Annotated in this window: 10 protein-coding genes; 6 read left to right on the forward strand and 4 right to left on the reverse strand. The window is 70.3% G+C overall.

Annotated elements, in window-relative coordinates; all coding sequences use genetic code 11:
* Positions 1 to 205: 205 nt before the first annotated feature.
* The 4 genes from BBK82_RS21085 to BBK82_RS21095 all read left to right on the forward strand — a co-directional run bounded on the left by BBK82_RS21085 (position 206) and on the right by BBK82_RS21095 (position 5401).
* Positions 206 to 1369, forward strand: a complete 1164-nt coding sequence (locus tag BBK82_RS21085) for a serine/threonine-protein kinase (RefSeq protein WP_065916541.1) — start codon at positions 206 to 208, stop codon at positions 1367 to 1369.
* Positions 1324 to 1863 carry a hypothetical protein gene (locus BBK82_RS50395; RefSeq protein WP_154697410.1) on the forward strand — a complete coding sequence of 180 codons (540 nt, stop codon included), beginning with the start codon at positions 1324 to 1326 and terminating at the stop codon, positions 1861 to 1863. Before BBK82_RS21085 ends, BBK82_RS50395 begins: the two co-directional genes overlap by 46 nt.
* Before the next feature lie 100 nt (positions 1864 to 1963).
* A complete protein-coding gene (glgP, locus tag BBK82_RS21090; RefSeq protein WP_065916542.1) occupies positions 1964 to 4558 on the forward strand; it encodes an alpha-glucan family phosphorylase in 2595 nt (864 codons plus the stop codon).
* Between the two features lie 297 nt (positions 4559 to 4855).
* The gene (locus BBK82_RS21095) at positions 4856 to 5401 is read left to right on the forward strand and encodes a hypothetical protein (protein WP_154697411.1); all 546 of its coding nucleotides are present in this window, start codon (positions 4856 to 4858) and stop codon (positions 5399 to 5401) included.
* Positions 5402 to 5467: 66 nt separating this feature from the next.
* On the opposite strand, the gene BBK82_RS21100 is transcribed toward BBK82_RS21095, so the two are convergent.
* The 4 genes from BBK82_RS21100 to glgX form a co-directional block, all read right to left on the reverse strand.
* Entirely contained in the window at positions 5468 to 6580 is a 1113-nt protein-coding gene (locus BBK82_RS21100) for a hypothetical protein (RefSeq protein ID WP_065921233.1), read from the reverse strand.
* A gap of 80 nt (positions 6581 to 6660) precedes the next feature.
* The gene (locus BBK82_RS21105; protein WP_065916544.1) at positions 6661 to 7050 is read right to left on the reverse strand and encodes a rhodanese-like domain-containing protein; all 390 of its coding nucleotides are present in this window, start codon (positions 7048 to 7050) and stop codon (positions 6661 to 6663) included.
* Entirely contained in the window at positions 7047 to 7625 is a 579-nt protein-coding gene (locus tag BBK82_RS21110) for a cysteine dioxygenase (RefSeq protein ID WP_065916545.1), read from the reverse strand. The genes BBK82_RS21105 and BBK82_RS21110 overlap by 4 nt, the downstream gene beginning before the upstream one ends.
* Before the next feature lie 285 nt (positions 7626 to 7910).
* A complete protein-coding gene (gene glgX, locus BBK82_RS21115; RefSeq protein WP_065916546.1) occupies positions 7911 to 10025 on the reverse strand; it encodes a glycogen debranching protein GlgX in 2115 nt (704 codons plus the stop codon).
* Between the two features lie 408 nt (positions 10026 to 10433).
* Here glgX and BBK82_RS21120 point away from each other — a divergent pair, with 408 nt between their 5' ends.
* Both BBK82_RS21120 and BBK82_RS21125 read left to right on the forward strand, forming a co-directional pair.
* The gene (locus BBK82_RS21120; RefSeq protein WP_065916547.1) at positions 10434 to 11522 is read left to right on the forward strand and encodes an HNH endonuclease signature motif containing protein; all 1089 of its coding nucleotides are present in this window, start codon (positions 10434 to 10436) and stop codon (positions 11520 to 11522) included.
* Between the two features lie 106 nt (positions 11523 to 11628).
* Positions 11629 to 12396, forward strand: coding sequence for an ABC transporter ATP-binding protein (locus BBK82_RS21125; RefSeq protein ID WP_065921234.1), 768 nt, complete (start codon positions 11629 to 11631; stop codon positions 12394 to 12396).
* Positions 12397 to 12439 lie beyond the last annotated feature (43 nt).

The following is a 12439-nucleotide window of genomic DNA, read 5'->3' on the forward strand; positions in this document are numbered from 1 at the left end:
CCCTTAATCCTGCCTTGGTCGATCAAGTCGTCCGACAGCGGGTTACCCCAAGTAGATCCGTACCCCGCTGTCGTCGATCGCACACCTCGGACGTCGTGTGTGTCCAGGGTCTCTTGACCACGACCAGGGCACTTCCAGTGATCTCCAGTGGACCGTTCTCGTGATACCCACTGGGTTAACAGCGCGCTACGGGTACCGTGCCCGCGTGAACAAGGTTGGCGACCGTTACGTCCTCCTCGACCAACTCGGCGCGGGTGCGATGGGCGTTGTGTGGCGTGCGCGCGACGAGCTCCTGCACCGCGACGTCGCGGTCAAGCAGCTCCTCCTCACCGAGGTTCAGCCGAACGAGTTCAACGAGGCCGTCCAGCGGGCCATGCGCGAGGGCCGCATCGCCGCGCGCCTGCAGCACCCGAACGCGATCGCCGTCTACGACGTCGTGGTCGAGGACGGCAAGCCGTGCCTGGTCATGGAGTACCTGCCGTCGCGCAACCTGTCGTCGGTCCTGGGCGACCGCGGCACCCTGCCCGTCCAGGAGGCCGCCAGGATCGGGGCGCTGGCCGCCTCGGCGCTGGCCGCCGCCCACGAGGCCGGCATCGTGCACCGCGACATCAAGCCCGGCAACGTCCTCATTGGACGCGACGGCAACGTCAAGATCACCGACTTCGGCATCTCCCGCGCGCTCGGCGACGTGGCCGTGACCAAGACCGGGATGCTGGCCGGCACGCCCGCCTACCTCGCGCCGGAGCTCGCCCGCGGGTCCGAGCCCGCGCCGCCGTCGGACGTGTTCTCGCTCGGCGCGACGATCTACGCCATGACCGAGGGCGAGCCGCCGTTCGGCAAGAGCACGAACGACCTCGGCCTGCTCTACAAGGTCGCCCGCGGTGAGACCCGCCCGCCGATGCGCTCCGGCCCGCTCACCCCGCTGCTGACCAGGCTGCTGTCCAACGAGCCGCACCAGCGCCCGACCGCCGCGCAGGCCGCGGAGGCGCTGAAGGCCGTCGCCGCCGGTCAGCAGGTGCCGGCCACGACGATCATCCCGCCGGGCACTCCGCTGGGCACTCCTCCGGGCGGCACTCCTCTGGGCGGCACTCCTCTGGGCGGCACCGCGTCCTGCCCCCGGCACGCCTCCCGGCGGCACCCTGCGCAGTCCGGCCGCCGTCCATGCCGCCCGCCAGGCCCTCCCACCGGCGCCTACGGCCGCCTCGCGCCGCCGGCACGCCAGCCGTGCCGCCGGACCGCCGCCGGCCGCCGACCCGGCCGCCGCGTGAGCTGGAGCCGGAACCCGAGCCGAAGCGCAACCGCGGCCTGGCGGTCGCCGCCGCCGTGCTGGGCGTCCTGCTCATCGCCGGCATCGCCTACGCGATCGTGAACGGCCAGAAGGACGACCAGACGGCCGATCCCGGCCCGTCGACCTCGGACGTGCCGACGCTGACCCAGCCGACGGCCGGTGAGAAGCCGACCACGACGACGAACCCGCCGACCCAGAAGCCGCCGACGCAGACCTACCCGAGCCAGACCACGACCTCGTCCAAGCCGGCCGGCGGCAAGTTCACCCAGGCGCAGGTCAGGCAGTTCGTGCAGCAGCACTACGGCAAGCTGCCCGCCAACCCGGACGCCGCGATCAAGGACTTCGCCCCCGACAGCGCACCCAAGGCAGCGGACTACAAGGACTACTGGAAGGGCTTCACGAAGGTCGCGCTCAAGCAGGCCATCGTCGCGGCCGGCGACGACGGCGACTTCACCGTGACGGTCGCGATCGAGCTCACCGAGGCGGAGACGAACAAGGTCACCACCGAGGAGACGCAGCTCGACATCGTCGGCAAGGGCGAGAAGCTGTTGATCGCGAGCCGCGACCACCCCTGATCGCCGCAGAGGTGGTCAATCTCCGCCAACCGGGCGTTCCGGACACCCGTGACCGGGAACGTTGTCAGCGGCGCGGGGGTGCCGGGTAAGTTGCCTCGTCATGCGAGCACTTCGCCGGTTCACCGTCCGCGCCAGCCTGCCGGAGCCCCTGTCCGCGCTGAGCACGCTCGCCACCAACCTGCGCTGGACCTGGCATCCGCCGACGCAGGAGCTCTTCTCCTCGATCGACCCCCGGGTCTGGTCCGAGGTCGGTGGCGACCCGTTGCGCCTGCTCTCCGCCATCGGCGCCGCCGACGCCGGTCGGCTGGAGACACTGGCCAGAGATGAGCAGTTCCTCCTGAAGGTGCACGCGCTCGCGTCCGACCTGGACCGGTACGTCAACGGTCCGCGCTGGTACCAGCGCCGCCAGGACGAGATCGCCGGGCGCCGCGAGCACGGTGGCACCGACACCCCGTTGCCCACCTCCGTCGCGTACTTCTCGATGGAGTTCGGCGTGCACGAGGCGCTGCCGAACTACTCGGGCGGTCTGGGCATCCTCGCCGGCGACCACCTCAAGGCGGCCTCCGACCTGGGCGTCCCGCTGATCGCGGTCGGCCTGCTGTACCGCTCGGGCTACTTCCGGCAGTCGCTGTCGCTCGACGGCTGGCAGCAGGAGCACTACCCGTCGCTCGACCCGCGCGGGCTGCCGCTCGAGCTGCTGACCGAGCCGTCCGGGCTCCCGCTGCTCGTGCACGTCGCCATGCCCGGCGACCGGATGCTGCGCGCGAAGATCTGGAAGGCGCAGGTCGGCAGGGTGCCGCTGCTGCTGCTCGACTCCGACGTGGAGCAGAACGACGAGGACCTGCGCGGCGTCACCGACCGGCTCTACGGCGGCGACCAGAACCACCGCATCCGCCAGGAGATCCTCGCCGGCATCGGCGGTGTCCGCGCGGTGCGCACGTTCTGCGAGCTGACCGGGCACGCGCAGCCGGAGGTGTTCCACACCAACGAGGGCCACGCGGGGTTCCTCGGTCTCGAACGGATCCGCGAGTACATCACCAACGACGGCCTCGACTTCGACCAGGCGCTCACCGCGGCCCGCGCCGGTGCCGTGTTCACCACGCACACCCCGGTGCCCGCCGGCATCGACCGCTTCCCGGTCGACCTGGTCCAGCACTACTTCGGTGCCGAGAACCTGGTGCCCGGCGTGAACACCCAGCGGATCCTCGCGCTCGGCGCCGAGGACAACCCCGGCATGTTCAACATGGCCCACATGGGCCTGCGGCTGGCCCAGCGCGCCAACGGTGTGTCCAAACTGCACGGTGAGGTCAGCAGGGACATGTTCCGCGGTCTCTGGCCGAGCTTCGACGCCACCGAGGTGCCGATCGGTTCGGTCACCAACGGCGTGCACGGCCCGACCTGGGCCGCGGCCGAGATGAGCAAGCTGCTCGGCGCGTCGGAGGCCGACACGCAGACCAGCGGGCTGGGCATCGGCGCGTTCGAGCCGGTCACCGACGCCGGGCTGTGGGAGCTGCGGTCCACGCTGCGCTCGCGCCTGGTCACCGAGGTGCGCAGGCGCCTGCGCGAGTCGTGGCTGCAGCGCGGTGCGTCGGCGCTGGAGCTGGGCTGGACCGACTCGGTGTTCGACCCGGACGTGCTCACCGTCGGGTTCGCCCGCCGCGTGCCGACCTACAAGCGCCTCACGCTGATGCTGCGCGACCCGGAGCGGCTGCGGTCGCTGCTGCTGCACCCCGAACGGCCCGTGCAGCTGGTGGTCGCCGGCAAGTCGCACCCGGCCGACGACGGCGGCAAGGCGCTCATCCAGCAGATCGTGCGCTACGCCGACGACGCGGGCGTGCGGCACCGGATCGTGTTCCTGCCCGACTACGACATGTCGATGGCCCGCTACCTCTACTGGGGCTGCGACGTGTGGCTGAACAACCCGATGCGCCCGCTGGAGGCGTGCGGCACGTCCGGCATGAAGGCGGCGCTCAACGGCGGGCTCAACCTGTCCATCCGCGACGGCTGGTGGGACGAGCTCTACGACGGCTCCAACGGCTGGGCCATCCCGACCGCCGACGGAGTCAACGACCCGATCCGGCGCGACGACCTGGAGGCCAACGCCCTGTACGAGCTGCTCGGCTCCCAGGTCGCGCCGCTGTTCTACGACCGCAACGACGAGGGCGTGCCGCTGCGCTGGATGTCGATGGTCCGGCACACGCTGGCCTCGCTCGGCCCGGTCGTGCAGGCCTCGCGCATGGTCCGCGAGTACGTGGAGACGTACTACGCGCCGGCCGCCGCGTCCGCCCAGAACGTCGTCGGTGAGGGCTACCGGGGCGCGAAGGAGCTCTCGGCGTACCGGCACCGGCTGCGCGCCTCGTGGACGCGCGTCCGGGTGCTGGACAGCGACTTGGTGCTCGCCGGGTCGTCGGTGCCGGTGCTGGGGTCGCCGGTCGTGGTGCGGGCCCGCGTCGAGCTGGCCGGGCTGGAACCGTCCGAAGTGGACGTCCAGGTCGTGCTCGGCAAGGTCACCCACGACTCCGACGAGCTCAAGGACGTCGTCACCGCGCCGATGAACTACGCGGGCAACGGCAACTACGAGGTCGAGGTGCCGCTGCCGCACGCCGGTGCGCTCGGCTACACCGTCCGCGTGCTGCCGCGGCACGGCCTGCTGGCGAGCCCGGCGGAGCTGGGCCGCGTCGTGCTGGCCAGCTGATCGTTCCGCCTCATCGACGCAGGGCATCCAGTTCGCCTTCGAACGGCGGGCTGGATGCCCTGATGTGCCTCTCTTCTTCGAGGGCCGGTCACTGCTCGTCACCTGGTTCAGGCGTGCCTTGCCCACGTTTGCCTCCCTCAAACGCATGACCCTTTTCCGACGGGTGATTTCACGATCTCCGCTGGTAGAGGCCGGTGGGCGGGCTTACGCTCATTCGCATGGAATGCATCGCACCTTGAATTCCGGTGGAATTTCCGGTGCGGCTTCACCGAATTGAGCATGTGGAAGAAGGTAGCCGTGAAGAAGACGATTACCGCACTCTCGCTCGTCGCAGCTCTGTTCACCGCATCAACGGTTCCGGCTGCCTCCGTGACCCCTGCCGCGCCAGAGCTGCCCGCCGCCTGCACCACTCTCGTGACGGACCTCGCGGAGAAGCTCAAGAAGGCGGTCGCCGGCCTCGTACCGGTGCCCGACGTGGGTGCGGTGACACCGTTGATCGGGGACATGCTGGGCATCGTGACAGCGATGCAGAGCGCGGGCTGTCTGCCGACACCGCCGGTGAGCGCGCCGAGCGTGCCGGCACCGGTCACCGCGATGGCCTACGAGGGACCGGCCGACCAGTGCCTGTCGGCCGTGCTGAACCTGATCTCGTCCATCGCCGGTCTCGGTGGCGCGGTGCTGGGTGCGGCCGCCGGTGCCCAGCCCGACGTCGCCAAGCTCACCGAGCTGCTGAAGGGTCTGCTGAAGAACGCCAACGACCTGCTCACGAAGTGCGGTCTGCCGGCGCCGCCCGGTGGCATGCCCGCGCTGGCGGGCGCGCCGCTGCCGGCCGAGCACAGCTGAGCCGGCGCGGGGTGGGAAGGGCCCGTCACCATTCGGTGGCTGGCCCTTTCCCGTTGCCGCGTTTCGTCAGCTGATTTCGAGGCGGGCGCGGGTCGCCGCCACCCGCGGGTACCAGCCGGCCAGTTCGTGCGCCTCGGCCACCAGCTCACGCGCCTTCGCGTTGTCGCCGTCCGCCATCCACGCCCGCGCGATCGTGATCAGGTCGTCCGCCCGACCCAGCGCCTGCTCGCTGTTCTCCGCCGCCCACCCGGCGAGCTTGCGGGCCTCCGCGTTCTGGCCCTCGATCAACGCGATCAGCGCCAGCGTCCCGTTCGCCCGGTGCTTCGGGTACCCGGCGTCGTAGGCGTTGCCCAGCATGTTCTTCGCCGTTTCCAGGCCGACCTCGCGCGGGAACTGCCCCGACTCCACCGCCTGCGCCGCGACCCCGGCGACCGTCGCCATGACGAACGCGAGCTCCCGCTGGCTGAGGTCCTTGCGCCCGCTCAACCCGATCACCGTCTGCAGCGCGTCGAGGTACTTCTCCCGCGCGCACGCCGTGACCACTTTGAGCCCCACGACCGTCAGCAGGTGCGGGTAGTGCGCGACGGCCTCGTCGTAGATCCGTTCCGCCGTCTCGATGTCACCCGCGTGGTAGGCGTCCATCCCGGCGAGCACCAGCGGCCGCGCCTCCATCTCGTCCAACGGTCGCCCGCTCAGCTTCGGCAGGCTGAACACGAACCAGCCGAGGCTCGTGTGACCGGGCTTCTCGACCGGCCACAGCTGCTGCAGCAGCAACGCGGTCGACGCGAGCGCCATGCCCTTGCCGAACGCCGACCCGGTGAGCAGCCAGGTCGCCGCCACGAACAGCGCGGCGACGACGATGCCGGTGACACCGGTGAGCACCGTCCTGCGCCGCACCCCCGGCTTCAGCCCGGTGAAGCCCAGCGAGGCCAGCACCGGGATCGCGCGCAGCACGACCCGGCGGCGGTCGCTCGTCCACGACTTCAGCTCGCTGCCCAGCCCGATCATCACGTGGGTGATCCGCAGTCCGAACAGGACGGCACCGAGCGCCAGCCCCGCCTGCACGACGGTCAGTTCCACGAGCAGCCCGGCGAACGCGCCCGCTGCGCCGAGGTACCACCCGGCCGGGTCCCAGGCGATCGTCGCCGCCACCACCAGGGCCGCGAGGGCCCAGCGCACCACTGTCACGATCTCCAGACGCTACCCGGCCGCCCCCGGTTCCTGTCCCGGACCACCGCCTGGCTCAGACCGCCGCTTGCTCAGACCACCGCCTGGGACCCGCCCTCGCGCACCGGCAGCCCGGCCGCCCGCCACGCCCGGAACCCGCCGATCAGGTCGGTCGCGTTCGCCAGCCCGATCCGCTGCAGGTCCCGCGCCGCCAACGACGACGAGTACCCCTCGTTGCACACCACCACGACGGGCGTCTCGGCCGTGAAGCCGGGCAGCCGCCAGTCCCCGGTCGGGTCCAGCCGCCACTCCAGCACGATCCGCTCCACCACCACGGAGTTCTCGATCTCGCCCTCGGCCAGCCGGTTGTGGTGCGGCCGGATGTCGACGACCAACGCGTCCTCGGTCGCGTGCACCTCCTCCGGCGTGAGGCGCTTCAGGCTCGCGCGGGCCTCTTCGAGGTAGGCGTCGACGTTGCTCACGGCCCCTCCAGATCAGCAAGCTGACGCAGCTCGGCCAACGGCAACCGCTGCGCCGGCAACGGCGGAATCGAGTCGGGGATGTCGGCCAGCGAGGCGTACTCGCGGGTGGGCACGAGCGGCGGTGAGTAGGCGTGCACCGTCGCGGCGGGCACCTCGAACGGGTTGGTCACCTGGTGCGCCCGCCCCGACCCGAACCCGAGCGCGTCCCCGGTGTGCCGCACGGCGGACCTGACCGGCCCGGCCGGGTACCGGTAGTCCTCGTTCAACCGCCCGGTCAGCACGGTGAACGACCCTGCCGCCCCGCCGTGGTCGTGCGGCTCGGTGCCCTGCCCCGGCAACCAGGACAACAGCCACAGCTCCACCCCCTCGGTCAGCCCCAGCCGAGCCCACCACCGGCGCTCGGTCGAGTAGTCGAGGATCCGCAGCAGGCCGGTCGTCAGCTCACTGGCCACGAACGACGTCAGATCGCGCAGCTCACGCGGGGTCCACAGCGCCCGCGACGGGTGGATCACGTCACGCAACAGCTGGGAGTCCAGAACAGGGTGCAACTCGTACTCGGAAATGGTGGAAGTCACCGGTTCGCTCCAAGAAGGCCACGTCGGTACGGGGTAGCGACCAGACGCGACGGCGGCTGCGTTCAGCGCGCGCGTCGCGTCGAGCTACACCCGCACGAGGCCACCAGGAGGAGATCGATCGTGCGGTCAGTCCAGTAGTAGACCAACACCCTGGTGATGTTGCCACGGTCCCCTTGAAGGTCGCCACAGCTCCCACGGGCTGGTCTGGGAACTTCCCCTGAGTTGCCGCCCGGCCGCCTTTCCCCGCGGCACAGCGGACGTCCGCTGATCCGACGGCTGCCCCGGTCAGCGCGGCATCCGCAGCAGCAACAGCGACCGTGCCTCCATCGTCAGCTTCGTCCGCGGCAGCAGCGCGGTGCCGTCGACCGGCGACCCGTCCAGCGTCGTCGTGTCCAGGAACGGCTCGTACGACAGCCCGTACCGCTCGTGCGGCAGCGTCACCGTGATCGCGTCCGCCCCCGCGTGCATCAGCATCAGCCACGAGTGGTCCGACACCAGCTCGCCCTCCCGCGTGCGCGACAGGCAGTTCGAGCCGTCGATGAACATCCCCAGCGTCCGGCGGCTCTCGTCGAACCAGTCCGTCTCCGCCATCTCCAGCCCGTCCGGCCGGAACCACACCAGGTCCGGGTTGCCGCTCGGCGTCGTGCGGCCCTCGAAGAACTCCGGCTGCCGCAGTGCCGGCGAGGAGGAGCGCAGGTCGATCAGCCGCTGGGTGAACCCGAGCAGAGCCGAGCCCGCGTCGGTGGTGGTCCAGTCGACCCAGGAGACGGCGTTGTCGAGGCAGTACGGGTTGTTGTTGCCGCCCTGCGTCCGCCACATCTCGTCGCCCGCCACCATCATCGGCGTGCCGGTGGAGAGCAGCAGCGTGGCGAGCAGGTTGCGGGCCTGCTTCGCGCGCAGCGTCAGCACCGAGGGGTCGGACGTCTCGCCCTCGGCGCCGCAGTTCCACGAACGGTTGTCGTTCGTGCCGTCGCGGTTCTGCTCGCCGTTCTCGTCGTTGTGCTTGTCGTTGTACGACACCAGGTCCCGCAACGTGAACCCGTCGTGCGCGGTGATGAAGTTGATCGACTGCCACGGCCGGCGCAGGTCGTCGGCGTACAGGTCGGACGAGCCGGAGAGCCGGTAGGCGAGGTCGCGCACGGAGGTGTGACCGCGCCAGAAGTCGCGCACGGTGTCGCGGTACCGGCCGTTCCACTCCGCCCACTGCATGCCGAAGTCGCCCACGCGGTACCCGTCACCGGTCGCGTCCCACGGCTCGGCGATGAGCTTCGCCCGGCACAGCACCGGGTCCGTGGTGATCGCGGTCAGCAGCGCGGAGTCGCGGTCGAAGAAACCACCGCCCGGCCGGCCCATCGTCGAGGCGAGGTCGAACCGGAACCCGTCCACGCCCATCTCGTCCGCCCAGTACCGCAGCGAGTCGGTGACCAGGCGGACGACCTGCGGCGAACCGGCGTCCAGCGTGTTGCCGCACCCCGTGATGTCCACCGTGCTGCCGCCACCCGCGTGCAGGTAGTACCCCGGCGCGTCGTAGCCGCGGAAGCAGATCGTCGGCCCGTCCGGCCCGCCCTCGCACGTGTGGTTGTAGACGACGTCGATCAGCACCTCGATGTTCGCCGCGTGCAAGGCCGCGACCATCGTCCGGAACTCCTGGATCTCGTTGCCGGGCTCGCTCGCGTACCCGGCGTGCGGCGCGCAGTAGCCCAGCGGCGAGTAGCCCCAGTAGTTGCCCGCCCCGCGGGAGATCAGCGACGGCTCGTCCTGGAACGCCTGCACCGGCAGGAGCTCGACGCTCGTGACGCCGAGCCTGGTCAGGTGCTCGATCGCGGCCGGGTGCGCGAGGCCGAGGTAGGTGCCGCGGAGCCTCTCCGGGATCTCCGGGTGGTTCTTCGTGAAGCCCTTCACGTGCATCTCGTAGATGACGGCTTCCTCGAACGGCACCTCCGGCTTGGTGCCCGTGTCGGCGCCGCCCGGCGAGCTGACGACACTCAGCGGGACCGAGCCCAGGGAGTCCTCCGCCGACGCGGGGCCGTGCATGGGGTCGCCGACGTAACCGAGGGACTTCGAGAGGTCGGTGATCCTGCCGGTGATCTGGCGCGCGTACGGGTCGACCAGCAGCTTGGCCGGGTTGCACCGCAGGCCGCGGCCCGTGTCGTACGGGCCGTGCACGCGGAAGCCGTAGCGCTGGCCGGGCGTGACACCGGGGACCAGGCCGTGCCACACGCCGAACGTCCGTTCGGTCAGCTCGACCCGTTTCTCCGTGCCGTCGTCGTTGATCAGGCAGACCTCGACCGCGTCGGCGACGTGTGAGGTCACCGCGAACCGGACACCGCCTGCTTCGGCGTGTGCCCCCAGTGGGAACGGACGGCCTGCCAGCACCTCGGACTCGGGTCGCGTAGCCATGCCTCTGATCTTGGCATCCGGGACCGACAAAAAACTTGAGACTTCACACAGGAGGACCAGCGGCGGGGGACGGGGGAGGGTACGGCTGCGCCGAGCCGGTACATGCCCTCCTTCGTCGGGCGTGCACCGGAACGTAATCGTGTGGTCATGTTGCGTGCGTTGGTTACGGGGCGTGGGGCATTTGCGTGCGTATTGTTCTTTTGCGTGCATGGTTGCTGGCAGGCGCGTTGATTCAACCTTGTGGGTGATGCCTGACGTGCTGTTTTGTGGTGATCTTGCGGTATAGCCGAACATGTGAACGAACCCGATCTTGCGTTTCTGGCGACTGACGAGCTGCTCGGCAGTTTTGTCGAGGAAGTGACGGAAATTCGGGTTCGCGAGAATGCGATGATGCGGAAAATAGCGGAAATGGAACGGCGTGGGGCCGCCGGCGAGCTGGGGTATCGGAACCTGGCCCAGGTGTTGCGCCACGCGGTGCGGTGGGACCTGAAGACCGCTCGGCTGTGGGTGGAGCGGGCGGTGGCGTTGAGCCGGGAGGTCACGCCGACCGGGGCTCTGCTGGAAGCGGAGCTGCCCGTCACCGCCGGTGTGGTGGCGGAAGGGGCGCTGTCCGGGGAGCACGTCAGCGTGGTGGCCGAGGTCATGCAGGAGCTGCCCGCCGAGGTGGAGAGGTCGGTCGTCGACTTCGCGCTGGACCACGAACCGGCGGCCGTGCGGGCGTTCGGCAAGGAGCTGGCATATCGGCTCTACCAGGACGATCCGGAGCCGCGGGAGATCGAGCCGCTCAGGCAGAAGAACCAGCTGCGCATGCAGTGGAGCGGTGACCGGCTGGAGATCTGGGCGAAGCTCGACAAGGTCGCGGGAGCCAAGTTCGAGGCGATGGTCGACCCGCTGGCGAAGCCCCGGCCGGAGACGCCCGAGGAAGGGCCTGACCTGAGGTTTCGTGCAGAACGCGAAGGTGACGCCTTCGCCGAGCTGATCGACCTGGTCGCGCGTGCCGACCAGCTGCCCGAGCACGGCGGCGAGCCGGTCACGATGGTGCTGACCATGAAGTACGAGGACCTGGCCGCCGAGGTCGGTGCCGCGGGCCTCGACACCCGCGAGAGGGTGCCTGCGGGTGAAATGCGGCAGCTGGCCTGCACCGCGGGGATCGTCCCGGTCGTGCTGGGCGGGCGGTCGGAGGCGATGGACATCGGCCGCAAGACCCGCAGCTTCCCACCGGCGATCCGCCGCCTGCTCGTGACGCGAGATCGGGGGTGCGCCTTCCCCGGCTGCGAACGACCACCGAGACACTGCGACGCCCACCACGTGCAGCACTGGGCCGACGGCGGGGTGACGTCGGGGCACAACGCGGTGCTGCTGTGCCGGCACCACCACACCCTGATCCACCGGAGCGGGTGGCAGGTGGAGATGGTCGCCGCCTCCCCGGTGTTCGTCGGGCCCGCCTGGCTCGACCCCGGCCGGGTGCCCCGGCGCAACCTCCTGCACGCCGCCTGAAACCACCCGAACGGTCCTCTGCGCGACCCCGCTGCAGGACCCTCGGGAGGGGGTTCGGAACAATGGAGCCGTGGCGGACGTCGACGTGACAGATCTGGTCGTGCACATGGCGGGCGTATCGGTCCGCCGCGGGAAGAACACGCTGGTCGGCAACATCGACTGGAGTGTGGAGCTGGATGAGCGCTGGGTGGTCCTCGGCCCCAACGGAGCCGGCAAGACGACCCTGCTACGGCTCTCCAGTGCCGACCTGCACCCCACCAAGGGCAAGGTCCACCTCCTGGGTGAACGACTCGGCAAGACCGACGTCCAGGAGCTCAAGCCGCGGATCGGCCTCTGCAGCGCCGCCCTCAACGGGCGTGTTCCCGGTGACGAGAAGGTCGTCGACCTCGTCGTCTCCGCCGGGTACGCGGTGCTCGGGCGGTGGCGTGAGGAGTACGGCAAGGAGGACACCGGCCGGGCGCGTGAGCTCCTCGGCACCCTCGGCATCGAACACCTCGCCGACCGGCTCTACGGCACGCTCAGCGAAGGCGAGCGCAAGCGGACCCTCATCGCCCGCGCGCTCATGACCGACCCCGAGATGCTCCTGCTCGACGAACCCGCCGCCGGCCTCGACCTCGGCGGACGCGAAGACCTCGTCGCCAAGCTGTCCGAGCTCGCGCTCGACCCCGACGCGCCCGCGATGGTCCTGGTCACCCACCACGTCGAAGAGATCCCGCCCGGCTTCACCCACGCGATGCTGCTGCGCGAAGGCTCCGTCGTGGCACAGGGGCTCCTGGACGACGTGATGACCGAGGAGAACCTGTCCAAGACCTTCGGGCAGGACCTCGAGCTGCAGAAGTCCGGAGAGCGCTTCTTCGCCCGCCGCCGGGTCTGAGAAGCTACCGCCGGGTAACGTGACATCGCCGTCGCGAGAACAC

This window comes from Lentzea guizhouensis, assembly GCF_001701025.1.
In the GTDB taxonomy this organism is placed as follows: domain Bacteria; phylum Actinomycetota; class Actinomycetes; order Mycobacteriales; family Pseudonocardiaceae; genus Lentzea; species Lentzea guizhouensis.

Coding starts and splice junctions, on each gene's coding strand:
- BBK82_RS21120 (WP_065916547.1), top strand. CDS start 10,434: ATGGAACGGCGTGGGGCCGCCGGCGAGCTGGGGTATCGGAACCTGGCC.
- glgX (WP_065916546.1), bottom strand. CDS start 10,025: ATGGCTACGCGACCCGAGTCCGAGGTGCTGGCAGGCCGTCCGTTCCCA.
- BBK82_RS21125 (WP_065921234.1), top strand. CDS start 11,629: ATGGCGGGCGTATCGGTCCGCCGCGGGAAGAACACGCTGGTCGGCAAC.
- glgP (WP_065916542.1), top strand. CDS start 1,964: ATGCGAGCACTTCGCCGGTTCACCGTCCGCGCCAGCCTGCCGGAGCCC.